At 70.8% G+C, this 23,010-nt stretch carries 29 protein-coding genes; 19 read left to right on the top strand and 10 right to left on the bottom strand.

Translation table 11 applies throughout. From position 1 onward, the window contains the following. Window positions 1–184: 184 nt before the first annotated feature. Complete coding sequence (locus ACIQIB_RS14170) at window positions 185–979, bottom strand: DUF2785 domain-containing protein (RefSeq protein WP_400758069.1); 795 nt, start codon at window positions 977–979, stop codon at window positions 185–187. A gap of 279 nt (window positions 980–1,258) precedes the next feature. On the opposite strand from ACIQIB_RS14170, the gene ACIQIB_RS14165 reads away from it, so the two are divergent. The 6 genes from ACIQIB_RS14165 to ACIQIB_RS14140 all read left to right on the top strand — a co-directional run bounded on the left by ACIQIB_RS14165 (window position 1,259) and on the right by ACIQIB_RS14140 (window position 7,954). After that, a complete protein-coding gene (locus tag ACIQIB_RS14165; protein WP_363605174.1) occupies window positions 1,259–2,701 on the top strand; it encodes a biotin/lipoyl-binding protein in 1,443 nt (480 codons plus the stop codon). Further along, window positions 2,701–3,504, top strand: coding sequence for an ABC transporter ATP-binding protein (locus ACIQIB_RS14160; protein ID WP_400758066.1), 804 nt, complete (start codon window positions 2,701–2,703; stop codon window positions 3,502–3,504). The genes ACIQIB_RS14165 and ACIQIB_RS14160 overlap by 1 nt, the downstream gene beginning before the upstream one ends. Then, a complete protein-coding gene (locus ACIQIB_RS14155; RefSeq protein WP_363605177.1) occupies window positions 3,501–4,712 on the top strand; it encodes an ABC transporter permease in 1,212 nt (403 codons plus the stop codon). The genes ACIQIB_RS14160 and ACIQIB_RS14155 overlap by 4 nt, the downstream gene beginning before the upstream one ends. A 21-nt stretch (window positions 4,713–4,733) precedes the next feature. Further along, window positions 4,734–5,417 carry a hypothetical protein gene (locus ACIQIB_RS14150; protein ID WP_400758064.1) on the top strand — a complete coding sequence of 228 codons (684 nt, stop codon included), beginning with the start codon at window positions 4,734–4,736 and terminating at the stop codon, window positions 5,415–5,417. 260 nt (window positions 5,418–5,677) lie between these two features. Then, window positions 5,678–6,454 carry a response regulator transcription factor gene (locus ACIQIB_RS14145; protein ID WP_400654285.1) on the top strand — a complete coding sequence of 259 codons (777 nt, stop codon included), beginning with the start codon at window positions 5,678–5,680 and terminating at the stop codon, window positions 6,452–6,454. 9 nt (window positions 6,455–6,463) lie between these two features. Beyond that, entirely contained in the window at window positions 6,464–7,954 is a 1,491-nt protein-coding gene (locus tag ACIQIB_RS14140) for a sensor histidine kinase (RefSeq protein WP_400758062.1), read from the top strand. A 60-nt stretch (window positions 7,955–8,014) separates the two neighbouring features. On the opposite strand, the gene ACIQIB_RS14135 is transcribed toward ACIQIB_RS14140, so the two are convergent. Then, on the bottom strand, window positions 8,015–8,677 hold the full coding sequence (locus ACIQIB_RS14135; RefSeq protein WP_400758060.1) for a DNA-binding response regulator: 663 nt from the start codon (window positions 8,675–8,677) through the stop codon (window positions 8,015–8,017). A gap of 57 nt (window positions 8,678–8,734) precedes the next feature. Between ACIQIB_RS14135 and ACIQIB_RS14130 the strand changes: the two genes are divergently transcribed. Both ACIQIB_RS14130 and ACIQIB_RS14125 read left to right on the top strand, forming a co-directional pair. Further along, window positions 8,735–9,616: an oxidoreductase gene (locus tag ACIQIB_RS14130; RefSeq protein WP_363605181.1), complete on the top strand. Its 882-nt coding sequence runs from the start codon at window positions 8,735–8,737 to the stop codon at window positions 9,614–9,616. Between the two features lie 114 nt (window positions 9,617–9,730). Then, window positions 9,731–11,095 (top strand): oxygenase MpaB family protein, encoded by a 1,365-nt coding sequence (locus ACIQIB_RS14125; protein ID WP_400758057.1) that lies wholly within the window; start codon window positions 9,731–9,733, stop codon window positions 11,093–11,095. Here ACIQIB_RS14125 and ACIQIB_RS14120 read toward each other — a convergent pair. After that, window positions 11,074–11,943 (bottom strand): nucleotidyltransferase domain-containing protein, encoded by an 870-nt coding sequence (locus tag ACIQIB_RS14120; protein ID WP_400758055.1) that lies wholly within the window; start codon window positions 11,941–11,943, stop codon window positions 11,074–11,076. The two genes, ACIQIB_RS14125 and ACIQIB_RS14120, sit on opposite strands and share 22 nt — an antisense overlap. A gap of 70 nt (window positions 11,944–12,013) precedes the next feature. Between ACIQIB_RS14120 and ACIQIB_RS14115 the strand changes: the two genes are divergently transcribed. Together ACIQIB_RS14115 and ACIQIB_RS14110 are read left to right on the top strand one after the other, a co-directional pair. Continuing rightward, complete coding sequence (locus ACIQIB_RS14115) at window positions 12,014–12,667, top strand: MOSC domain-containing protein (RefSeq protein WP_363605187.1); 654 nt, start codon at window positions 12,014–12,016, stop codon at window positions 12,665–12,667. An 85-nt stretch (window positions 12,668–12,752) separates the two neighbouring features. Then, the gene (locus ACIQIB_RS14110; protein ID WP_400654182.1) at window positions 12,753–13,133 is read left to right on the top strand and encodes a VOC family protein; all 381 of its coding nucleotides are present in this window, start codon (window positions 12,753–12,755) and stop codon (window positions 13,131–13,133) included. A gap of 86 nt (window positions 13,134–13,219) precedes the next feature. Here the strand turns inward: ACIQIB_RS14110 and ACIQIB_RS14105 are convergent, their stop codons facing one another. The 4 genes from ACIQIB_RS14105 to ACIQIB_RS14090 form a co-directional block, all read right to left on the bottom strand. After that, window positions 13,220–13,420 (bottom strand): DUF397 domain-containing protein, encoded by a 201-nt coding sequence (locus ACIQIB_RS14105; protein ID WP_400758052.1) that lies wholly within the window; start codon window positions 13,418–13,420, stop codon window positions 13,220–13,222. Between the two features lie 59 nt (window positions 13,421–13,479). Then, complete coding sequence (locus tag ACIQIB_RS14100) at window positions 13,480–13,701, bottom strand: DUF397 domain-containing protein (RefSeq protein WP_363605193.1); 222 nt, start codon at window positions 13,699–13,701, stop codon at window positions 13,480–13,482. 164 nt (window positions 13,702–13,865) lie between these two features. Beyond that, window positions 13,866–14,066 (bottom strand): DUF397 domain-containing protein, encoded by a 201-nt coding sequence (locus ACIQIB_RS14095; RefSeq protein ID WP_363605195.1) that lies wholly within the window; start codon window positions 14,064–14,066, stop codon window positions 13,866–13,868. Beyond that, the gene (locus tag ACIQIB_RS14090) at window positions 14,029–14,895 is read right to left on the bottom strand and encodes a helix-turn-helix transcriptional regulator (RefSeq protein WP_363605197.1); all 867 of its coding nucleotides are present in this window, start codon (window positions 14,893–14,895) and stop codon (window positions 14,029–14,031) included. Before ACIQIB_RS14090 ends, ACIQIB_RS14095 begins: the two co-directional genes overlap by 38 nt. Before the next feature lie 194 nt (window positions 14,896–15,089). On the opposite strand from ACIQIB_RS14090, the gene ACIQIB_RS14085 reads away from it, so the two are divergent. The 3 genes from ACIQIB_RS14085 to ACIQIB_RS14075 are packed head-to-tail and all read left to right on the top strand — an operon-like array spanning window position 15,090 to window position 16,071. Continuing rightward, entirely contained in the window at window positions 15,090–15,305 is a 216-nt protein-coding gene (locus tag ACIQIB_RS14085; protein WP_363605199.1) for a hypothetical protein, read from the top strand. Beyond that, the gene (locus ACIQIB_RS14080; protein ID WP_363605201.1) at window positions 15,305–15,553 is read left to right on the top strand and encodes a hypothetical protein; all 249 of its coding nucleotides are present in this window, start codon (window positions 15,305–15,307) and stop codon (window positions 15,551–15,553) included. Before ACIQIB_RS14085 ends, ACIQIB_RS14080 begins: the two co-directional genes overlap by 1 nt. A gap of 38 nt (window positions 15,554–15,591) precedes the next feature. Continuing rightward, window positions 15,592–16,071, top strand: coding sequence for an NUDIX hydrolase (locus ACIQIB_RS14075; RefSeq protein WP_363605203.1), 480 nt, complete (start codon window positions 15,592–15,594; stop codon window positions 16,069–16,071). Window positions 16,072–16,083: 12 nt separating this feature from the next. Here ACIQIB_RS14075 and ACIQIB_RS14070 read toward each other — a convergent pair whose 3' ends face one another. Then, the gene (locus ACIQIB_RS14070) at window positions 16,084–16,317 is read right to left on the bottom strand and encodes a GntR family transcriptional regulator (protein WP_363605205.1); all 234 of its coding nucleotides are present in this window, start codon (window positions 16,315–16,317) and stop codon (window positions 16,084–16,086) included. 163 nt (window positions 16,318–16,480) lie between these two features. On the opposite strand from ACIQIB_RS14070, the gene ACIQIB_RS14065 reads away from it, so the two are divergent. The 6 genes from ACIQIB_RS14065 to ACIQIB_RS14040 all read left to right on the top strand — a co-directional run bounded on the left by ACIQIB_RS14065 (window position 16,481) and on the right by ACIQIB_RS14040 (window position 20,659). After that, the gene (locus ACIQIB_RS14065; protein WP_363605207.1) at window positions 16,481–16,768 is read left to right on the top strand and encodes a hypothetical protein; all 288 of its coding nucleotides are present in this window, start codon (window positions 16,481–16,483) and stop codon (window positions 16,766–16,768) included. Continuing rightward, a complete protein-coding gene (locus ACIQIB_RS14060) occupies window positions 16,765–16,941 on the top strand; it encodes a hypothetical protein (protein WP_363605209.1) in 177 nt (58 codons plus the stop codon). The genes ACIQIB_RS14065 and ACIQIB_RS14060 overlap by 4 nt, the downstream gene beginning before the upstream one ends. 280 nt (window positions 16,942–17,221) lie before the next feature. Beyond that, window positions 17,222–18,901, top strand: coding sequence for a recombinase family protein (locus tag ACIQIB_RS14055; protein WP_400758047.1), 1,680 nt, complete (start codon window positions 17,222–17,224; stop codon window positions 18,899–18,901). 391 nt (window positions 18,902–19,292) lie between these two features. Next, entirely contained in the window at window positions 19,293–19,529 is a 237-nt protein-coding gene (locus tag ACIQIB_RS14050; RefSeq protein WP_400758045.1) for a hypothetical protein, read from the top strand. A gap of 1 nt (window position 19,530) precedes the next feature. Further along, entirely contained in the window at window positions 19,531–20,031 is a 501-nt protein-coding gene (locus tag ACIQIB_RS14045) for a hypothetical protein (protein WP_400758043.1), read from the top strand. A 133-nt stretch (window positions 20,032–20,164) separates the two neighbouring features. Beyond that, window positions 20,165–20,659, top strand: coding sequence for a phage terminase small subunit P27 family (locus ACIQIB_RS14040; RefSeq protein WP_400758041.1), 495 nt, complete (start codon window positions 20,165–20,167; stop codon window positions 20,657–20,659). 143 nt (window positions 20,660–20,802) lie between these two features. On the opposite strand, the gene ACIQIB_RS14035 is transcribed toward ACIQIB_RS14040, so the two are convergent. Next, on the bottom strand, window positions 20,803–22,047 hold the full coding sequence (locus ACIQIB_RS14035; RefSeq protein WP_400758039.1) for a tetratricopeptide repeat protein: 1,245 nt from the start codon (window positions 22,045–22,047) through the stop codon (window positions 20,803–20,805). Between the two features lie 35 nt (window positions 22,048–22,082). Beyond that, window positions 22,083–23,009, bottom strand: a complete 927-nt coding sequence (locus tag ACIQIB_RS14030) for a hypothetical protein (protein WP_400758037.1) — start codon at window positions 23,007–23,009, stop codon at window positions 22,083–22,085. Window position 23,010 lies beyond the last annotated feature (1 nt).

Raw genomic sequence — 23,010 nt, 5'->3', positions numbered from 1 at the left:
GAGGGCGTCGGTATCTCGATCGGCGCGGTCGTGGGCAACTCGATCTCCCTCTGGGGGGCCGCGGCCTCCCGGGGGGGGCGGGGGGGCCCGCCGGGGGGGGGGGGGGGGGGGCGGCGGGCCCCCCCCCCCACTCCGTTTTCGTTGCCGGCCGCGGCCCGCGGCCGGACCCGCCCGAGCTCCGCGCCTATCGTTTGACGATCAGATCGAGGACGGCGGCGATGCGTTCCTTGACCGCCGCACGGTGGCGGAGCGCTTCCGGTGCCGACTCGGTGCCCGGCGCTCGCACGCCCCGGTCCGCGAGGACATAGAGCAGGCGCAGCGTGCGCAGGCAGTTGGTGAGGTGGGCGGGAACCGGGGTACTGAGGCGGTCGGCTCCGAAGCAGGCCCCGATCGGGTCCAGCCATGTGGTCGCGTCGCGCTCGCTCAGGTCGGGCCGGGTGAGAACACGGGCGACCGCCCTCGCCAGCCGGTCGTCCTCCAGCTGGTCGAGTACGTGGTCGGTGGGCGTCGTCAGCCGCGTGGCGGCGAGGTGCAGCATCCGCACCGGATCCACCTCGGGGTGGCGCCCGAACCGGTCCAGCAGGTCCGCGCCGTGCGCGACGGCATGAAGCCAGCCGAGCTTCTCGTCGTAGCCGCGCAGATCCGTCTCCGCCGGGTACCACCGCTCGAACGCGTCCACCCAGCCGGCCCTGAAGTCCCCCTTCTCCACGAGCATGTCGAGCACGAGGGGGGCGAACGTGCGGGCCTGGATCTCCCGGTCCTGGAGGCGGGCGGCCATCTCGTCGCCCAGCGCCAGCCGCCGGGGGGCGTCGATCACCCCGCGGGCTATCCAGGTCGCGAGGACGGAGTAGGGCGCTCCGTCCCGGATCGCCGGATCGGGATCCCCCAGGGCGGCGGAGAGTTCTCGCACCAGTTCTTCCAGGGGGCGGTCGGCGGGTACGGCACAGTCGTCGGATTCGATCATGGTCCAGTCGGTCACGGCAGGCAGGATAGGCCGGCGCTGCCGTACCGCGCCGTGAATTACGCGGGCCCCGGACCTCCGTACGGCGGGGGGGCCTCCGCCCGGGTGGCACCGGGCTCCCGGATGGCTGGGGGTGGCTGGGAGGCTGCTGGGGGTTCGGCCAACGAATGACCGGGCGACGGCCAAGCCGAGGGCTCGGGCCGGGCGACCCGTGCCGGAATGCCCGGATTCGGCCGGTCAGCCTTCTCCCAGGCGGCGTCCAGGGTGCCGCAAGAGCGCGCCGCGAAGCTGTGCGGCATGAAGGTGCTCCCGCGACGGCGTGGTGCCGTCCTCGTCAATTCCGCGCTCGGCGTGGCCCTGCTGGGCGGCGCCGCCCTGGTGTACACCACCCTGGACAGCGGTACCGGCGTGGCGGCCGGCAAGGCCCAGGTCCGGACGGCGACCGTGGCCAAGGGCACGGTCCTGGCCACCGTGTCCGGAACCGGCACCCTGGCCTCGCCCACCGACGCGGCCCAGGACTTCACCACCGGCGGGCGGCTCACCGCCGTCAAGGTGGCGGTGGGGGACACCGTGACCAAGGGGCAGGTGCTCGCCACCGTCGACACCACGGCGGCCCAGCAGCAGGTGGACGCGGCACAGGCGGCGCTCACCACGGCCAGCGCCAACCTCACCAAGGCGCAGGCCGGCGTCACCACCACGACCACCCAGCAGATCCCCGGCACCGCCAACTCGTCCGGCTCGGGCGGTTCCGGTGGCACCGGAGGATCCGGCGGCACGGGCGGCTCCGGCGGCGGTGGGGAACGCGGGGCGGGCGGGAGCAGTACGCCCGCCCCGCAGACCACCACGATCACCACCACCAAGGTCGACGACGCCGCCGTGGCCCAGGCCCAGCAGCAGGTCGCCACCGCGCAGACCAACCTCGCCAACGCCCAGGCGGCGCTGGCCGGGACGACGCTCACCGCCTCGGTGGACGGCACGGTCGCCTCCGTCTCCGGCAAGGTCGGCGACACCGTCGGCGGCGGTGCCCCGGGCGGCACCTCCGGCGGTACCGGCAGCGGCTCCACGACGGCGAAGTCCGGCAGCACAAGCACGGGTTCGGGCACCCCGAGCGGATTCATCGTGCTGACCAACCCGACCGGGATGCAGGTCACCGCCAACTTCTCCGAGCTGGACTCGCTCAAACTGAAGAAGGGCGAGGCGGCCACCGTCACCCTGAACGCGCAGTCCGACACCAAGCTCAACGCAACGGTGCTGTCGGTCAGTTCGCTGCCCAGCGGCGGTGGCGGCACCGGCGGTTCGACGGCCGTCCAGTACGCGGCGACGCTGCAGATCGGCGGGGACACCAGCAAGCTGCGCACCGGTCTCAGTGCGACCGTCTCGGTGATCACCGGTGAGGCGGACAGCGCGCTCTCGCTGCCGACCGCCGCGCTGGCCGGTACCGGCACCAGCCGGACGGCCACCGTCGTCCACCCGGACGGCTCCACCGAGCGGGTCAGTGTCGAGGTGGGCGTCGAGGGCGACACCACGGTGCAGGTGGTCTCCGGGCTCAAGGAGGGCGACAAGGTCGAACTCGCCTCCACCAGCGGGGGCAACGGCTTCCCGAACGGCTCCTTCCCGGGTCTGAACGGCGGCCAGGGCGGCCGCGGCGGGGCGGGCGGGACCGGCGGTGCGGCGGGCGTGGCCGGGGTCGGCGGCGCGGGCGGCAGTGGCGGCGGCGCGGGCCGGGGCGGTAGTCGCTGATGGAGCGTCAGGAATCCTCCGCGCCGCCCCCCGTGATCCAGATCCGCCGGGTCACCAAGGCGTACGGCCACGGCGACGCCACCGTGCACGCGCTGCGCGGCCCGGCCGACCCGGTCACCGGTGAACCGCTGGGCGTCAGCCTCTCCATCGACCAGGGCGACTTCGTCGCGGTGATGGGCAGTTCGGGCTCGGGCAAGTCCACCCTGATGAACATCCTCGGCTGCCTGGACGTCCCCACCGCCGGCCGCTATCTGCTGGACGGCATCGACGTCGGCCACCTGGACGAGGGGCAGCTCTCGCTGGTCCGCAACCGCAAGATCGGCTTCATCTTCCAGTCCTTCAACCTGGTGCCCCGCACCACCGCCCTCGCCCAGGTCGAACTGCCGCTCGCCTACGCGGGCGTACGGGCCGCGGAGCGTCGTCGCCGGGCGCTGGCCGCGCTCTCCCTGGTCGGCCTGGCCGAGCGGTCCGGCCACCGGCCCAACGAGCTCTCCGGCGGCCAGCAGCAGCGGGTCGCGGTGGCCCGCGCCCTGGTCACCGCGCCCGCGATGCTGCTCGCGGACGAGCCCACCGGCAACCTGGACAGCCGCTCCACCGAGGAGGTGCTGGGCATCATCGACGGCCTCAACGCCACCGGCCGTACGGTGGTGCTGATCACCCACGAGGACGAGGTCGCGCGCCACGCCAAGCGGGTGCTCCGGCTGGTGGACGGCACGATCGTCAGCGACGTCCGGCAGGCCCCGGTGGCCGGGCCGCCGCCCGCGCTGCGCGGCGCCGCCGGCCGCCAGGGGGTGCTCGCGTGATCCTCTGGCAGATGATCCGCTTCGCGGTCGGCGGTCTGGCCGCCAACAAGGTGCGTTCCGCCCTGACCATGCTCGGCGTGCTGATCGGCGTCGCCTCGGTGATCCTGCTGCTCGCGGTCGGCAACGGCTCGTCGGTGGCGGTGAAGGAGTCGATCACCTCGCTCGGCACCAACTCCCTGACGGTCAGCTCCGGTTCGTCCTTCGGTGGCTCGCGCGGCGCGACCGCCGCGAAGAAGCTCACGGTCGCCGACGCCCAGGCGCTGGCGAGCGGCGCGGACGCCGCCGCGATCAAGTCCGTCGCGCCGGTGGTGACCACCAGCGGTACCGCGCTGTACGGGGACATCTCGTACAGCCCCGGCTCGATCGTCGGCACCTACCCCGCGTACTTCGAGACCGCCAACCAGAAGATCGGGCACGGCGACTACTTCTCGAACGACGACGTGCTCAACTCGCGCAAGGTCGCGGTGCTCGGCGCCACCACCGCCAAGCAACTGTTCGACACCGCGGACCCGGTGGGCAGGCAGATCACCGTGGGCGGCACACCGCTCACCGTGGTCGGCGTGCTCCAGGCCAAGGGCGGCACCGGCTTCACCGACCCGGACGACGTGGTGATCGCGCCGCTGCCGACCGTGCAGAACGCGTTCACCGGCTTCGGCTCGGTCAACCAGATCCTGGTGCAGGCCACCTCGGCGGAGACCACCGCCGAGGCCCAGGCGGAGATCACCCGGGTGCTGCTCGGCACCCACGCGATCGCCGACCCCGCCAAGGCGGACTTCCGGATCAGCAACCAGGCCTCGCTGCTCACCGCCCGGGAGAGCACCACCAGGACCTTCACCGTGCTGCTCGGCGCGGTCGCGGCGATCTCGCTGCTGGTCGGCGGGATCGGCATCACCAACATCATGCTGGTCACCGTCACCGAGCGGACCAGGGAGATCGGCATCCGCAAGGCGCTCGGCGCTCCGCGCGGGGTGATCCTGGGGCAGTTCCTGACCGAGTCGACCCTGCTGTCGGTGCTCGGCGCGGGGCTCGGGGTGGCGGTCGGCATCGTGGGCTCGCGCTTCAGCATCGTCGGCATCAAGCCGGTGGTGATCCCCGAGTCGGTCCTCGGCGCCTTCGGCATCGCCGTCGCCATCGGGCTGTTCTTCGGCAGCTACCCCGCCAACCGGGCCGCCTCCCTGCGCCCCATCGACGCCCTCCGGCACGAGTAGGACGAGTAGGACGTGACACCCATGAGCAACGAGATCACCCCGGTCAATTCCGCCACCCCGGCCACCCCGGCCGAGCAGGTCGTCCTGCTCTCCACCCCGCCGGACGCCCGTGACATCACCGCCGAGCTGGCCGCGCCCCCGCGCCGCCGGCTGCCCTGGGTGACGCTGGCGCTGGCGGGCGGGGTGATCGCCACGGCCGCGTTCGCGGGCGGCGTCTGGTACCAGCAGAACCACGGTTCGTCCGGCGGGAAGACGGTCGCGGCGGGCGGGCAGCAGCCCCGGGCGGCGGCGTCCGGGGGCTACGGGCAGAACGGTTCGCGCCGCGGCGGCCAGAACGGCCAGGGCCAGGCCGGGCAGAACGGCCAGGGCCAGGGCGGTCAGGGCGGCGGTCAGGGCGGCTTCACCCGCGGCACGGTCAAGGCGGTGGACGGATCCACCGTCTACCTCACCGACGCCAACGGCAACACCGTCAAGGTGACCACCGGCGACACCACCAAGGTGCAGCTCAACAAGGAGGGCAAGGTCGCCGACCTGCAGCCCGGCCAGAGCGTGACGGTGGTCGGCACCCCGGACGCCGACGGCGGCTACCACGCCACCCAGCTCGTCGAGGGCGCGGCCGGCGCCGGGGCGGGCGGCTTCGGTGGCTTCGGCGGCTTCGGCGGTGGCAACCGCACTGCTCCCTCCTCGCCCGCCACCAACGGGTAGGGAGGAGGGGTCCGAAGGCTGACCCCGCAGCCTGCGGACGTCCGCGCGGTCCGGTCGAAATTCCTCCGGCGACCGGACCGCGCCTTCGCACGTCAGGGCCCGTGCGCACACCATCCAGCCGCACCCGGCGGGCTTGGCGGCCCAAATCCGCCCGATAAGGTGTTAATCCAACATTCATCGATGGCGCATAGCCTCCCCGGGCTAGCCTCAAGCTGAACGCCATCGTCCGACCGGGAGGCGGAACCCCCGTGCAAGGCACTGTGTCCACACCAGGCAGCTCGGCGGTGGCCGGCGGCCCTGGCGAGGCGTTCCTCCTCGTCGTCGACGACGAACCCAACATCCGCGAGCTGCTCTCCGCCTCCCTGCGCTTCTCCGGCTTCCGGGTCGCCTCCGCCGCCAGCGGCACCGAGGCGCTCGCCCTGATCGCCGCCGAACGCCCCGACCTCGTCGTCCTCGACGTGATGCTCCCCGACCTCGACGGCTTCACGGTGGTCGAGCGGCTGCGCGAGCAGACCAGCCGGGGCCAGCTCGCCGGCCCCGGCCACGGCCACCCCGGCGACCACCTGCCGGTGCTCTTCCTCACCGCCAAGGACGGCGTCGGCGACAAGGTCCAGGGTCTCGCCGTCGGCGCGGACGACTACGTCACCAAGCCGTTCAGCCTGGAGGAGCTGATCGCCCGGATCCGGGCGATCCTGCGCCGGGCCGGCGGCCCCGCCGAGGACGGCCGGCTGATCGTCGCCGACCTCACCCTCGACCCGGTCGCCCACGAGGTCACCCGCGGCGGCTCCCCGGTCTCGCTCTCGCCGACCGAGTTCAAGCTGCTGCACTACCTGATGGCCAACGTCGGCCGGGTGGTCTCCAAGGCGCAGATCCTCGACCACGTCTGGGCCTACGACTTCGGCGGCGACCTCTCCATCGTCGAGTCGTACATCTCCTACCTGCGCCGCAAGCTCGACTCCGGCCCGGCGCACGGCCCCAAGCTGATCCACACCGTGCGCGGCATCGGCTACGCGCTGCGCCGGCCCCCGCAGAACTGACCGCCGCCCGTGCTCACCCGGCTCTCGCTGCGCGCCCGGCTGCTCGTGCTCGCGCTCGCCCTGGTCACCACCGGGCTCGCGGTCAGCGACACCGTCGTGCTCGGCACCGTCCGGGTGCAGCTGGTGGAACGGCTGGACGAGCAGCTGCAGCGCTTCGGTGAACCGCTCTCGCACCGCTCGCCCAGCCGGCTCACCTGGCCCGACGCCAAGCAGTCGGCGGTCGGCGGCAAGCGGACCACCCAGTACCTGGCCGCGCTGCCCAGCCAGTACCTCGTCCAGTACCTCTCGGTGGACGGCAAGGTGCAGCAGGTCGTCCGCCAGCCCGTCTCCGACACCGACCCGGCGCCGCAACTGGGAGGCCTCGACCCCGCCGACACCGACCCGGACTCCCCCTTCGACCTGCCCGACCAGCGCGGCCACCGCACCTGGCGGGCCGTGGTCCTGCCGCTCCAGCGCCAGCCGGCCCCCGCCAGCGTCTTCGCCGCACCCGCGCCCACCCCCGCGTATCTGATGGTCGCCGTGTCCCGGGAGGACATCGACGCCACCGTCGCCAAGCTGCGCACGTCCTTCCTGGCGATCGGCGGCGCGGTGCTGATGCTGATCGCCGGGCTCGGCTTCTTCGCCGTCCGGGCCGGGCTGCGGCCGCTGGAGCGGATCGAGGAGGGCGCCGAGCGGATCGCCTCCGGCGGGCTCTCGCACCGGATGCCGGAGCTCTCCCCGGGCACCGAGGTCGGCCGGCTCTCCATCGCCCTCAACGGCATGCTCACCCAGATCGAGGCCGCGTTCGCCGCCCGCGCCGAATCCGAGGCCCGGATGCGGCGGTTCGTCGCCGACGCCTCGCACGAACTGCGCACCCCGCTGGCCGGCATCCGCGGCTTCGCCGAGCTGTACCGGATGGGCGCGCTGCCGACCGAGGCCGACGTCAAGCGGACGATGAGCCGGATCGAGAACGAGGCCGTCCGGATGGGCACCCTGGTCGAGGACCTGCTGGTGCTCGCCAGGCTGGACGAGGAGCGCCCGCTCGACCTCGCCCCGATGGACCTGCGCACCCTCGCGGCGGACGCCCTGCACGATCTCACCGCCCTGGACCCGACCCGCCCGGTGGCGCTCACCGGCCTGGCCGGTGTCGGCGCGCCGGGCCCCGCGCCCGTCCTCGGCGACGAGGCCAGGCTCCGGCAGGTGGTCACCAACCTGGTCGGCAACGCCGTGAAGCACACCCCGCCCGGTACCCCGGTGCGGATCGGCGTGGGCACCGACGCGGGCCTCTGTCTGCTGGAGGTCGCCGACTCCGGCCCGGGCCTCACCGAGGAGCAGGCCGTCCGGGTCTTCCACCGCTTCTACCGGGTCGACGCCTCCCGCAGCCGCCAGGACGGCGGCGGCGCCGGCCTCGGCCTGGCCATCGCCACCGCGCTCACCCACGCCCACGGCGGCACCCTCACCCTGCACACCACCCTCGGTGCCGGCGCCACCTTCCGGGTGGAACTGCCGCACCAGCGGTGACCTTTCGCCGTCCACGGCCTGCCGTTTCGTCAATTCGGCGGCCCCGGACGGCCGATGAGGTCAGTGACCGGCGTCCGGGCCGTACTCCCTGGCCCGAAGGCCGGCCTGGAAGCGGGAGGTGGCGCCGAGCGCCGTCATCAGCTCGGCCACCCGGCGGCGGTAGGTGCGCAGCGAGACGCCGAGCAGCCGGGCGCCGGTCTCGTTGGTGTGACCGGCGGCCAGGGTGCGCAGGATCTGCCGGGCCTGCCCGGTGAGGTGCGGCGGGCAGGCGCAGTCGGCGAGGTCGGTGGCGGTCTCCCAGCTGGCGCGGAACAGCGAGCGCACCCCGTCGACCACCTCCGGTGAGTGCACCACGGTGTACGCCCGCACGCCGCGCACCGGGGCGCCGGCCAGGATGGCGGTGCGCCGGTCGATGATGATCGCTTCGCGGGACAGCGGTCCGTCGCTGATCCGGACCTCGATGCCGGAGGCGGCGATCCGCCGCAGGCGCCGCAGCGACTCCGGGTCGGCCAGCGCGCGCCGGGTGTAGAGCTTGCGCATGGTGAGGCCGGGGACGACGTGCGGCCGCTTGCCCTCGGCGAAGGCGGCGTTGACCCCGGCCGACCACGTCACCAGGTCGGTGGCCGCGACCAGGAACTCCTCGCGCGAGCCGACGAAGAGGTGGCCGGCCCGCTGGACGAGTTCCCGCTCGCCGTGCAGGGTGATGATCCGGTCGGTGTTCATGGCAGCAACCTGCCAGATCGGACGGGGGAGTGGCGAGGGCGGCGGAGGGTGATGGGTATGACGACCACACCCCACGCCTCCACCGCCGGCTCCCTTCGACTCGGCGGCGACCTGCCGGTGTCCCGGATGGGCTTCGGCGCGATGAAGCTCCCCGCCCGGGACTGGGACGGCCCGGCCTGCGACCCGGAGCAGAGCCGTGCCGTCCTGCGCCGCGCGGTCGAACTCGGCGTCGACCACATCGACACGGCCTGGTTCTACTTCCACCGGGACGTCTCGGCGAACGCCCTGATCCGCGCCGCCCTGCACCCGTACCGGGACGAGCTGGTGATCGCCACCAAGGTCGGCCCGGGCCGTGAGCCGGACGGCGGCTGGATGGACCCGGCCGGTCCGGCGGAGCTGCGCGCGGCCGTCCACCGCAATCTGCGCGAGCTCGGGGTGGACCGGCTCGACCTGGTCTATCTGCGCCGGATGCCCAGCCAGACCGCGTCGATCGCGGATCGCTTCGCCGTGCTGGCCGAGCTGCGCGAGGAGGGGCTGATCCGCCATCTCGGCCTCAGCAACGTCCGCGCGGACCACCTCGCCGAGGCGCTGGAGATCGCTCCGGTGGTGGCCGTGCAGAACCGTTTCAGCGTGCTGGAGCACAGCGCGGAGGACGCGGCCCTGCTGGCCGCCTGCGCGGAACGGGGCATCGCCTTCGTGCCCTTCTTCCCGCTCGGCGGCTCCGGGGTGCCCGCCGATCCGGGGCTCCGGCGGGTCGCCGAGCGCCACGGGGCCACGCCCGCCCAGGTCATGCTGGCCTGGCTGCTCGCCGTCTCCCCGGCGATCCTGGCCATCCCCGGCACCTCCTCGCCCGCCCACCTGGAGGAGAACGTCGCGGCGGCGTCGCTGCGGTTCGGGGCGGACGACCTGGCGGAGCTGGGGGCGCTCGCCCGGCGGTGACCCGGAACGGGTGTTCGTCTGCAAATACCTTTAATCCCATGGGAGTTTCCTGCCGGGACCGAAGGGAAGACCGCCCGCGACGAGGAAGATCCGCAGCACCCCGGGGGTACCGAGATGGCCAGGCCCGATGCGTCCTTCCGGCGCGACCTCAGCGAGTGGCGGATCATCCTCGTCGCGTGGCGGCTGCTGGTCCTGCAGGCGTCCCACCCCGTGGTCGGCGCCGGCATGGCCGAGCACTCCACCTACCGCGCCCACCCCTGGCGGCGGATCGAGCACACCATGGGCAGCGGCCAACGGCTCTTCTACGCCGACGCGGAGAGCCTGCGCCGCGAGATCGAGCGCCTCGACCGCGCCCACCGGCGGATCCGCGGTACCGCCCCGGACGGCCGCCGGTACGACGCCGAGGACCAGGACACCCGGGCCTGGGTGCTCCTCACCCTCTTCGAAGCCGTCGTCACCATGCGCGAGTTGAGCGGCGACCCGTACCCGGCGGGCGAACTCCAGCGGGCGTACGAGGAGTTCGGGGAGGTCGTCAAGGCCTTCGGCCTCCCGGCCGACGCGCTGCCGGCCACCGCCGCCGAACTGCCCGGCTACGTCGACCGGATGGTGCGCGAGCAACTGGAGTTCGGCGAGTCGGTGCGCTACCTGCTGTACGACATCCTGCGCGAGGCGCCCCGTCCGCGCCGGCTGCGGTTCCTCGGGGCGGCCGGCTGGAAGGTGCTGCGGGCGGTGGTGGCCGCGGTGCTCACCAGCCTGACCGTCGCCGACCTGCCGCCCGCCTACCGCGAGCGCTTCGGTCTGGTCCGCACCCGCCGCGCGGCCGCCCTCTCCTGGCTGCTGCACCGGGGCGGCCGTGCGCTGATGACCCGGCTGCCCGACCGCCGCCGGTACCGTACCCAGGGGCCGCGGATCCCCGCCCAGCGCGGTCGTCCGCCCCGGCGGGACGCCCGCCGGCCCCGGCTGGACCAGTTCTTCCGCGAAGTCCTCGACCAGACCGGCGACGGCTTCGTCACCGCCCGCGACCTCCAGGCCATGGCGCACAACGTCTGCTGGCAGCTGGAGCTCACCGAGGCGGCGGAGGCCGCGGTGTACGCCGCCTTCGACGCCTGGTGGGAGCAGCTCCGCGCGGCCATGGACGCCAACGGCGACGGCCGGGTCAGCAAGGACGAGTTCGTCGCCGCCACCCTCGCCGGCTGCGACCGCGATCCCGGCTACCTCGAAGGCGGGCTGCTCCCCGCGCTGCGCGCCGTCTTCACCGCCGCCGACACCGACGGCAGCGGCTACCTGGACGCCGACGAGTACCGTGCCGTGTTCGGCGGCCACCGCGTCCACCCGGCGGAACTCTCGCACGGATTCCGCCAGTTGGACGTGGACGGGGACGGCCGCATCACCGAGGAGGAGTTCCTCCGCGGCTTCACCGAGTTCTTCACCGCCCGCGCCGCCTCCACCCCCGGCAGTCAGCTCCTCGGCCGGGCCTGAGGCGTCTCCTGGTCCTGAGGCGTCTCCCGGGCCTGAGCCGTCTCCCGGGCCCGCAGGGCGGCGACGGTGTCCGCGACCAGGGTGCGGGCCCCGGCGACGGTGGCGGTCAGCTCCTCGGGGCCGGCGCCCGGAGCCGCGAGCAGCTGGTGGGCACGGGGCCCGAAGCCGGGCGGGGCGCCGGGGAGGGCCGTGGCGACGGCCAGCGCGCCCTTCTCGTTCAGGCACCAGCGGCGGGCGTCGGCGTGCAGCGCCTGGACCAGGATGCCGACGGCCCGGGAGAGGCAGAGCGAGACGTACAGCGTGTCGGCCCGGGCGGCCCCCTTGGCCGCCGAGACGACCAGGAACTCCGCCTCCCAGACGGCCGCCGTCAGCGCCGCCCGCAGTGGCTTCGGGTACTCCGCCATGGTGGCCCTGGCTCTGGCCAACTCGCCGGTCGGATCGGCCAGTACCCGTCCGAGCGCCAGCTCGCCCGGGTAGCAGGGCGACCAGAAGCCGAGCGGGTGCCCCGCCTGTACGCCCACCTCGTAGCGGCCCTCGCGGCAGTCCGACCAGACCCGCTCGACCCGGTCCAGATCGCGCAGGATCCAGTCCACCGCCACGCCGTCCACCTCCAGCCAGGCGCCGCCGTTGACCCACGGCCCCCAGCCGCCCGGCCCGGCCACCTCGACGCCCGGGCCGGCCAGGGCCCGCAGAGCGCCGAGGTCGGGTTCGCCGCGGTAGTAGACGCCGAGGTCCCAGTCCGACTCCGGCCGGTGCTCCCCACGGGCCCGGCTGCCACCCAGCAGGACGCCGACCACACCCGGCACCCCGGCCAGCCGCCCGGCCATCGACTCGATGATCGTCCGCATGGGGTGAAAGTCTGGCACGGACCGGAAACCGCTCGCCGGACGTACGGGTCAGGCCGTACCGTCGAAGGCTATGAAGGTGCTATCGGTCAATGTGGGCAGGCCCCGGCAGAACCCGTGGAAGAGCGGCGTCGGCGCGACGGGGATCGACAAACGGCCGGTGGACGGCCCGGTGGCCGTCTCCGCCCCCGGCCCGAAGGGCACCGGCCGGGTGGGTCTGGCCGGTGACCAGGTCTTCGACGTCAAACACCACGGCGGCGACGACCAGGCCGTCTACGCCTACGCCCGCGAGGATCTCGACGGCTGGGAGGCCGAGTTGGGCCGCCCGCTGGGCAACGGCGTCTTCGGCGAGAACCTCACCACCGCCGGTCTGGACGTCAACGGCGCCCTGATCGGTGAGCGCTGGCGGATCGGACCCGACGTCGTCCTGGAGGTGTCCTGCCCGCGGGTGCCGTGCGGCACCTTCCAGGGCTGGCTGGAGCGCGACGGCTGGATCAAGCGCTTCACCCGGGCCGCGGTGCCCGGCGCCTACCTCCGCGTGGTCACGCCCGGTGACCTCCACGGCGGCGACCGGGTGGAGATCGTCCACCGCCCCGCACACGGGGTGACGATCGCTCTTGCCTTCCGCGCCTTCACCCTCGAACCCGGCCTGCTGCCGGACCTGTTGACCGCCGAAGCGCTTCCCGACGACCTCCGGGAGCTGGCCCGCCGACGGATCGAGGCCTAGGATCGGAGGTACGGCATCGCGTGTCGGTCACCGGCTGGGTGAGGCATGGAGGTAGCCCGTGAGTGCCTTGATGGAGGCATTCCGCATGGCAGTTCAGTTGAATCACACCATCGTTCACGCCCGGGACAAGCGGGAGTCCGCCGAGTTCCTGGCGAAGATCCTCGGCCTTGAGGTCGGCGCCGAGTGGGGGCCGTTCATCCCGGTGGCCACCGAGAACGGCGTCACCCTCGACTTCGCGACCGTCCCGGCCGAGTCGATCGTCGCGCAGCACTACGCGTTCCTCATCTCGGACGAGGAGTTCGACGCCGCCTTCGCCCGGATCAAGGCGGACGGCCTCACCTACTACGCCGACCCGCACCTGAAGCAGCCCGGCGAGATCAACCACCACCACGGCGGCCGGGGTCTGTACTTCCTCGACCCGGTCGGCCACGGCATGGAGATCATCACCCGCCCGTACGGCAACTGATCCCTGCTACTCCCCGTTACGGCGAGGGGAGTTCCCACGGCGCGGGGCGAGCGTCGCGCGCTCGCCCGGCGTTGCGGGAAGGGTGATCAGAGGGTGTCGAACTCGCCGGTGCGGACGGCGGTGACGAAGGTCTGCCAGTCTGCCGGCGAGAAGTGCAGCCGGGGTCCGTCGGGGTCCTTGCTGTCCCGGACCCGGCCCGGGTGGGTGTCGTCCACCTCGATGCAGGCGCCGCCGTCGTTGTTGCTGTAGCTGCTCTTCCGCCACGTCTCCTGCTGGTGTCCTTGCACGGCCGTACTCCTTCGAGATGTGCCTGATCATTGCTTGGGGCAACAGGAACAGGACAGTGTCAGACAGCGCCGAACTCGCCGGCCTGCACGGCGGTGACGAACGACTGCCAGACACCGGTCGGGAACACAAGAACGGGTCCCCCCAGGTCCTTTGAGTCACGGACGGGGACGATATCGGGGAGGTCGGGCGATACTTCCACACACGTCCCGCCGTTGTCGCTGTACGTGGACTTGAACCAGGAAACGTCGGACAGGTCTACGGGGATGGCGGCCTCAGCCATGGGTGGAGTTCCTCTCGTGCCTTGCGGATTGTTGCCAGTGATGCAGCCTGCGACAGCGCCTCAATGTCTCGGTAGTACGAGAGACGTAGCCTCGCTCAGGTGATTCGGGTTTTCAGAAGGCGCTGCCGCCCCGGTGCGAAGGGGCGGCAGCGCCGAAGGGCTGATCAGCTGGCGTCGAACTCGCCGGTGCGGACGGCGGTGACGAAGGCCTGCCAGCCCGTCGGCGAGAAGTGCAGCCGGGGTCCGTCGGGGTCCTTGCTGTCCCGGACCCGGCCCGGGTGGGTGTCGTCCACCTCGATGCAGGCGCCGCCGTCGTTGTTGCTGTAGCTACTCTTCCGCCACTTCTCCTGCTGGTGTGCTCGCACGGCCGTACTCCTTCGAGATGCGTCTGATCATGGCCCGGGAGTCCCGGGGTGACAGGGCCAGAGCCCTCAGCAGATCGTAGGACCTGCGGCGTTTGGCCACACCCTTGACGTCTTCGATGAGCTCGCCGTTTCGGGCGCCTTCTTCCCATGCCATCGACGGGCTGTCGGAGACTGTGTACAGGAAGAGAGAGCCACCCATCTCGGCGTGCTCCCCTGCGGTGAAGGGGAGCACCTGGATCGTGATGTGGGGGCGTCGATCGGCAGCGAGTGCGTCAAGCTGTCTGGCCATCACCACGTGTCCGCCGACAGGGCGATGGAGCGCGGACTCATCGATGATGAACCAGCAGTGGGGTGGTGTTTCCGAATCCAGGCGCTTCTGCCGGTCCAGCCGTGTCGTGAGCGACGTGTCCAGTTCTTGTGGAGTCATGTATGGATGCCCTACCTGGAGTGAGAGGCGGGCAAGTTCGGGCGTTTGGAGAAGTCCTGGGACGGTGGCGCAGGAGTACTCCTCGATGACAGAAGCTCTGGCTTCCAACTCGGACCATCGGCGGTACTTGCCCGGGAACTTTTCCTTCTTGGCGACTCGGTAGATCCGGCCGAAGATGCCGTCCGTTCCGAAGGCGGCATCAAGCTTGGCCGGAAGATCGGGCGGAGGCATCGATTCGGCGCGCTCGATGCGAGCCAGGTGCCCCTTGGAGATGTAACCGACTACCAAGGCCAGTTGGTCCAGAGACATGGATCCGGCGTGCTGGCGATGCGTACGCATCTCCCACCCGAAGAGGTCGCGGGCCGAACGCCCCGGATCCAGCTCGTTGGGCTTGAAGGCCATGGCGCCCCTCCGATGTGTCCATTCCCAGCGCGGCACAGAGCAACGCTGGTCAGCGTACCTGCGGTGAGCAACGATTGGGACACGGACAGTTAAGTTCGCTCTAAGTCTGCTTGTCTGATTGATGCTTGAAGAAGGGGTGGTTCGCCATGGGTGCCATGAGGTCGGTCGGCGAGCCGGAGAGAGCGGGAAGCGAAGTGCCACGGGTCCACGAAACCGAGGCCGCTCCGTCGATCGCCAAGCTCCACGGCTACGGCGTGCGTTGGGACCGTGAGGCCCGGCTCTACCGGGTGCGGAACGAGCTGACGGGGGAGTGGCTGCGTGGCTCCGACGGGGCGTTGTGCGGGTTCTCGTCCTTCAGTGTCGCCGAGAAGGCCTGGCGGGGGTTCGAGTCGCACCGGGTGGTGGCGTGATGGGGACCATGCTCAACCGGGCGACCGCCGAGTACCGGCGGGAGGCCGCCGTTGCCGTTGAGGACCTGGTCGCTGTCCTGGCGCTCGGTGACGCCAAGCTGCCTTCCGTCGAAGTGGACTGGGACTACGGGCGGTTGACCGGTGCCTATCTGATCAACCTCGGGTCGGCCCGAACTGCCCAGATCGTCCGGATCACGGACCTGCTGCGAAAGGGCCTGCGGTATGAGCGGCAAGCCGTCGAAGGCTGAACTCCTCCGTCGGCCGAGGCGGGAAGGTGGCCACCTCGGTGCGTGATCCCCGGTTGTCGGCCAAGCCCCCGGTCTGCCGGCTCGGCTGCCTCGTGCTCCTGCGGAACCGGCGAGGCCACGTCCTGCTCATCGACCCGGACTTCATGGACGGCCTGATCCTCCCCGGCGGCAGTGCCCGCCCCGATGAGCCCCCGCACGAGGCCGCTGCCCGGCACCTCCGGGCGGAGACCGGCCTCCACCGCCGCGTCACCCATCTCGTCGCGGTGGACTTCACCCCCGCCGACCGCTACCTGGAACGTCTCAACCTGGTCTTCGCCGGCGGCACCGTCGCGGACCGGGAAGCCGCTCGCATCGCCGTGCTGCCCCGGAACCGGAGCGGTCTGCTGGGCGCCCGGTTCGTCGACCCGTGTGAGCTGCCCGGCGTGATGAGCCCCGCCCAGGCCGCCCGCGTGCAGGAGGCTCTCGCCACCGTCCCCTACCGCTTCCCGTTTCTCGTCCACGGTCAACGGGCCGCCTGAAGAAGGCGGAGGCTACGCGCTGCGGTCGGTGACGAAGGAGCCCATCCCGGGCGTCGTCGTGATCAGGCCCTCTGTCCGCAGGGCGTCCGTCGCCTTGCGGACAGTCTTCCGGTTCACGCCCAGCTCGCTCTCCAGTTGCACTTCGGAGATCAGGTGGCGCGGCGGGTACTCGCCGCTCGCGATGCGCGCTCGCAGGAGCTCCGCGATCTGCTGCCACTTCGGCTGGGTGGGGTCGAACTCGATCACGGCATGACCGTACACAGGGGATGCCTTCCCCTCATAGGCCCGGGCATCCGGGTATAGGTATGGACAGGCGGGGATAGGGTTAGGTACCGTCGAAGACGTAAGTGGCCTCGGATCGCGGGAACGGTCCGAGGCCGATGCCACCAGCTACAACGGAGCTGACGACATGCGCGAGCTTATCGCGACCCTCTTCGAACCCCTCCGGGCGTTCCTCGCCCCCGGCACCGGCCGACGGGCGAAGCCCTCGGTCCTCCGCTCGGCCTGTGCCTTCCTCGCCCCGAAGCCCCGGCGCGGGCCCGAGGTCGCGAGCTTCATCTGCACCGACCTCGACACCTGGCTCGCCGAGGTGGCCCGCCAACGCAGGCGCCGGGCCGAGGCGTTCGCCGCCGCGCTCGACCTGCCCGACCCCTCCCACTGGCTCGACAGCCTCACCGTCGGGGCGGTGGCCCGGTGACGGACAGCACGCCGGACGAGACCCCCGAAGAGTTCTGCTCGCACTGCCACCGGCGCCGCCCCGGCGTCACCGTCGTCGGCCACATCGAGGCCGTCAGCGGCCCCGGCTGGCTCGTCCTCGCCTGCCCCGACTGCACCCCCGCCGTACGGAAGGAGCTCGGCTACGCCACGTAGCCCGAGCCCGGCGGGCCCTCGCAGCAGCGAGGGACCGCCGAACAGCGTGGGGGTACCTTTCCGGGCGGCCGGCGGCGCGGCTACCTGACGCAGAACTCGTTGCCGGCCGGGTCTCCCAACACACAGAACTGGATGTTCTGGAGTGTGAGAGATGGCAACGGCATCTGTGCTGGTCAGGGGCTCGGGGCGGGGCAGCGGGCAAGCCTTGCTCCCTATACAGCGCGTGGAAGAAACATCGAACGCGCTCCCGAGCGGGCAAGCCCCGGTCCCCACGTGGGACATGGAAGATGCCCGCAATCCACTGTCCGGCACGGTGTTCACCGAGACGCTTCGGGGCGTCCGGTGCATCCGACTGTCCGTCCTGACGGACGAGACCACCAGCCCCGAGCGTCAGCGGGAAGCGTGCGACCACGTAGGCGCGGAACTGCGGGTCACGTTCGGCGAGGGTGACGCGCTGCGCGAAGCGGTGGACCTTGACGTCAGCGCGTCCAAGACCAGCCCTTGGGAGCGCCCGCAGCTCCTGCGCTGGCTCAGCGACCCGCAGGCGTATGACGCGCTGGTGTTCTGGCGGTTCGACCGTGCCATCCGGTCCATGGGGCACATGTACGCCCTCGCCAACTGGGCGCGTAAGCATCGGAAGGTACTGATCTTCGCCGAGGGTCTGGGCGGGGGTCGGCAGGTGTTCGACTTCCGCAACCCCATGGACCCCATGGCGGAACTCCAACTGTTCATGCTGGCTTTCGCCGCACAGTTCGAGTCGCAGTCCATCAGCGACCGCGTCAGCGGGGCGCAGGCCGCCATGCGCAGGATGCCGCTTCGCTGGCGTGGTGGTGGCCGTCCGCCGTATGGCTACATGCCCGCCCCGATGCCCGAGGAGTTCGGCGGCAAGGGCTGGACGCTGGTGCCCGATCCGGACGCCGTGGCGGTCATCGAGCGCATCGTCCGCGAGCTGCTGGTGGGTGCCACGGTGTCCGGCATCGCTGCGGGGCTCAACGCCGATGGGGTGCTCAGCCCGCGTGACTACTGGGCCGACAGGATGGGCCGCGAGCGGGGCGGCAAGACCGGCGGGACCAAGGGTCAGCACGTCGTGCGGGAGACGTTCCAGTGGACCCCTGCGGTCATTACCCGGATGCTCCGCAACGAGGTCCTGTTGGGCTGGAAGATGCACGACGGCGTGCCCGTGCGCGACGACCAGGGCAACCCGGTCATGTGCAGCGAGACACCGATTCTCACCCGCGAGGAGTTCGACCAGATCGGCTCCGTCCTGGACGAGCGCAGCATCAACAACAGCGAGCGGTCCGACACGGAAGCGCTGTTGCTGCGGGTCATCCACTGCGATTCGTGCGGCGGACGCATGTACTTGAACCGGCAGGAGAGCAAGAAGAATCAGGCGCCTGTCTACAAGTGCAACTACCACGCCCGGGGTGACAAGTGCGAAGCGCCCGCGAACATCCGGGGCGACTGGGCGGACGAGTACGTGATAGCCGAGCTCCTGCGCCTGGTCGGCGGAATCCAGACTAGGACAACCGTGGTGGTCCCCGGGTACGACCCCGAGCCGGAGTTGAACGCGACCGTGGCCGAGTTCACCGCGCACCTGAAAATCCAGGGGCAGCAGAAGTCCAAGCACGCCGCGCAGGAGTGGCAGAGGCGACACGATGCGCTGGACAACCGCATAGCCGACTTGGAGTCCCGCGAGAAGACCGAGCCGCAGCGCATCACCACAGCGACCGGGCGCACCTTCGCCGACGACTGGAAGGCTGCCGACACCGCGAAGCGGCGCGGCATGCTCGTTGACGCCGGAGTCCGGCTGAACGTCCGCCGGGGCACCCGTGGCGGATGGCGCACGCTCGACACACGGCGGGTGGACTTCACCATGTCGGGCGAACTCGACCCGGCCGCCGAGGAGCTTTCCGCATGGGACGCCGCCACGGCTCCCGAACTGGTGCCCGCAGCCGCGTAAGGGCCCCGCAGAGCCCCGTACAGCCCTGGTCGGCCCCCGTGGTTGGCCGGGGCTCTCTTGTGCCCGCACACGGGCGCCTGCGGCCTCGGGCTCCGCCAGCCCCTACTGCCCGACAGCGGCAAGAGGGGTGGCGGGTGGTGGTTCTTACCTATTTTTTAGAACGCATAGAAAAAATAAGAGAAAACAGAAAAATGACCGCTCTCGCCACCTCGCCACCGCTGGCCGGAAGCCTCCACCTCCACGGCTTACGCGGGAGAGCGGGCAAGGACCGCTCCCCATACCTACCGGGACAGGCCCCGCCCGCAGGCCCCGCGAGGGCTCCGGCAAGGCCTGCTCCCTACTGCCTATAGAAGGCCGAAACAACTCTCGGCCGGCGAACGGAGAGAACACCATGAGCGAGACCCTGGACCGGTTCGGCTATCTGGACGGCCCCCGGGACAAGGATGCGGCCCGTGCTGCCGAGTGGCAGCGAGGCGAGCGCATGGAGAAGCTGGCCGCAATGCGCGACTCGAATCCCGAGGCGTACGACCGCATGAGCACCACTGTCCGCATTTCCCTCGGCTACTACGAGAACGCGAAGAAGATCGCAGCCCAGTTCGGGCGCGACACCACGAAGGGTGGCAACTGATATGAGTGCCGAGATCGAGAAGGCCGCCGAGCGGGTCGCCAAGCTGCGCGCACAGGTCGATAAGGTGTCCGGCCCGCTGGCCGATGCCGAGGCGCAGTTGCGTGCCGCTGAGGACGCCGAGAAGGCCCGTCGCGCGGAACGAGAGGTCGAGTACAGCCGCGACTTCGCTAGGAACTGGTCGGAGCGGGCCAGCGAGGCAGCGAACTCCGGCGATGAAGCCCGTGAGCGGTTCTATGATGCGCTGTCGGCGGAGCCCTGGTTCGCGGCGTATGTCGAGTACCGGGCCGCGCGATACAAGCGAGGGCACGTCATGGATGAAGCACAGCGCGCACAGCGGACCATCGGTGAGGCCGTCACCGTGCCCGAGCAGCGGTATTACGCGGCGCAGATGCTCGATGAAATCGTTGATCGGCTTGAGAAGGAATCGGCAAAGCTTGCCGAAGAATTCAATCAGACTCTCGTTTCCCAGCGTGAGGATTACGTGGCCGCGGAGGGCGACTGAGCGACCCGCCGCCCAGGGGGGTACTCCCGTCCGTACCCAAGGGTGATCGGCAGGGAGGGAAAAAACTCACGCCGGAGCAGTGGCCATTCTTGGACGCCTCGTGCGCCGTTGCAGCGAGCAAGAAAGGAGACCGATGGCTGATCGGTACCGACCGAAGCCAGCGGCAATACGGGCCCGCGAAGGGAACCCGTCAAAGGCCGAGATCAGAGAGGGGGTGATTGTCCCTCGTGCTGTTCTCGCCGAGCCCGACTGGCGAGACGTGTTCAAGGACTCGCCGGCCGCCGAGATCCAAGCAGCCAATATCCGCTGTCGGGAAGTAGCTTCGGCTGAGTGGCAGCGTGTTGTGCCGATTCTCGAAGTGGCTGCGGGGCTCGGCGAGGTGGACCACTCGACCGTCAAGGATCTGTGCGTCTGCGTGGCTCGCATCGACCAGGCGGAGCGTGACCTTTCCGAACGCGGACTCATGGTCACGGCGGAGCGCGGCACGGTGAAGAATGGTGCCGCCACCATTGCGGCACAGTACCGCTCCCAACTTGCGCGCTATATTCGAGAGTTGGGATTGTCGCCGAGTGCTCGCGTGGCTATCGCGCCGCCCGAGCCGGATGACGACTCCGATATCTGGGATTGATCGCCGATCAAGCATGCCGCTTGATCAAGTATCGGAATCGCAAGGGCCCCGTCCTGTTCTCCCACTGCGGGGAACGGGGCGGGGCCTTTCTGCGTTTGGCGAATCGCTTCGCAGACAACGCGAAGCGCGGGTGCCCGCTGTGCTCAGTGCGGGGCCGCCGGGAGGTGAGCGGCCGAACGCTTGGCCGCATCACGGGCACGGAATCCGAAGCTGATGAGGGTCACGCGTTCTCCGGCGGCGAGGGGCGTCCTTCCGTGCGGGGTGATCGCACCATCGAACACGACGCATTCGCCCGCCGCGAGATCGCATGCGCGGTAGCCGTCGGCGCCGATGAAGACGGTAGCGCTCACGGTGGGAGCCGCAGCGGAACGCTCGTGCTTGAGACAGAGGATCAGGTTGGCTTCGCCGAACCCGAACTCATCAACGTGGAAGTCGAGGAACTGCCCCTCCTCCAGGTAGGCGATGTAGACGCCGTTGTGCGGCTGCTCGACTTCCAGGCCGGTGGATTCCGTGACGACTGCGGCGAGATCGACGTGCCCGGCAAACCGGTTCGCGGCGTCGCCCACGGCCGCGTTCCACTTGCCGTTGTGAAGGTAGCCGCTGGTGGTCAGGGCCTGCTCTGCCTCCTGCGCCATCGCGGTGATCAGCTCAGCCGGGAACGGCTGGTCGCGCAGGTGTCGCGGGTGGACTCGCTGATGCGCGGTCAGCCCGCGTACGGCGCCCCGGATGGCGGGGAAGTCCTCCGCCCAACGGTCCGGGCTGCGGGCGGTGGTGTGGGACTGGAGCCACGTGGTCCACCGGCCGTTCCACTGGCGAGGCACGGTGTCGTCCGATCCCGGTGCGGCGGCGCGGTCGATCAGCAGTTCCACCCGCGAGAGCGCTGCCTGTGTGGAGCCGATCAGCTCGGTGTCGCCCTTGGCGATCCGCAGCCGCAGCGCTTCCCGGAGATGAGCCTCAGCACCCACGAGTTCACCGCGCTCCATCAGATACTTACCGGTGTGCTGGAGCGCGAAGTCCACCAGTTCCGGGTGGTGGCTCCGCGCGGTCCCCAGGGCGCTGCGGTAGAGCGCGTCCGCTGCCCGCATGTCACCGGCGTAGCGGTGGGCGTCGCCGAGGTTGAGGCTGGTGGCGACGACCGCTCGGGTGTTGCCGCTCGCTGCGGCCAAGTCGAGCGACTGCCGCAGGAACGTCAGGGCCTCCGCGTGGTGGCCCAAGCACATCTGCCCGATGCCGATCCACCTGGACAGGGTCCGGGTGCGAGCGGGGTCGGCGCCCTCGGGCAAGGCTCGTAGATCGTCAAGGAGTTGGCCAACCCCCGTGGTCAACTTGTCCCGGTCGGTCGGGACCATCCGCAGGCCGGCGTCTTGTGTGATGAGGTGCTGGAGCACCGGACCCTCCTCGTTCGGTTCTGCTCAGAGTGGCACTACAGGCGGTCGGTCTGCTGGCGCAGGTCGGCCAGCAGCTCCACCCCGTGCGGGGTGAAGTTCTCACTCAGGAGTTCGAGTTCGCGCATGAGGTAGCGGACGGCGGGCAGGCCCTCGTCATAGGCGGCCTGGAAGCACGCACGCTCGTTGGGGGTCAGGTCGTTGCGGTCCAGCTCGGTGCGGCGGAACCTCAACAACTGGTTGTAGACACAGGTCGCGTGGAAGGCCCGGTCCACCTCCCAGTGCTGGTTGCGCGCGACACCCTGCCCCGCTCGCCACCGGATCTCGATCTTCGGCGACTCCTTGGACGAGTACCCGTCCGCGAAGACCTGGTGCTGAAGGACGTGGAAGCTGATCGACTGGTGCGTCCCCTCGTGCAGCAGGTTCTCCGCCAGGAAGCGGGGAGACGGCTCCGGGCTGACCGTGTTCGGGGGGATGTGGTGCCGGGCCTTGTCGGAGAACACGACGACGTACGGGAGCGCCGGGTCACTGGAACTGGTCAGCGAAGAAGCGCGGACGCCGGGCCTGAGCCCGACCCACAGCAGGCCACGGACGAACTCGCGCACGCGGGCGAATCCCTCGGGGTGGACCAGCGACAGCCGGTCCAACGCCTCGGACAGCGCCTCGCGGCGGTCGTTGGTGTGCTCGGCGATCTCGTAGTTGGTCAGGCTGATCTCGTCGGCGATCTCGCCGGGAAGCTGGGCGTCGAACCAGTCGAAGGACACACCGGCCACGGTCACGTTCTCGCTGCGCAGGGAACGGGCGTGCTGTGCGTAGGGGGTGCCGGACTTGATGAGGCGTTCCATCAGGGCGAACGGCAAGGTGCTCTCGGCACCCTCCTCCCGCAGGCGGAGAAGTTCCGGGTCCTTCCGGCTGAGGTCGAAGAAGGAGCCTGCCGGGACGCTGGTGGCGATGCTGGTGCTCACT

This window comes from Kitasatospora sp. NPDC092286, assembly GCF_044755565.1.
In the GTDB taxonomy this organism is placed as follows: Bacteria; Actinomycetota; Actinomycetes; order Streptomycetales; family Streptomycetaceae; genus Kitasatospora.
The sequence above is the reverse complement of the archived record's forward strand: the minus strand, read 5'-3'. Positions and strand labels throughout refer to the sequence as shown.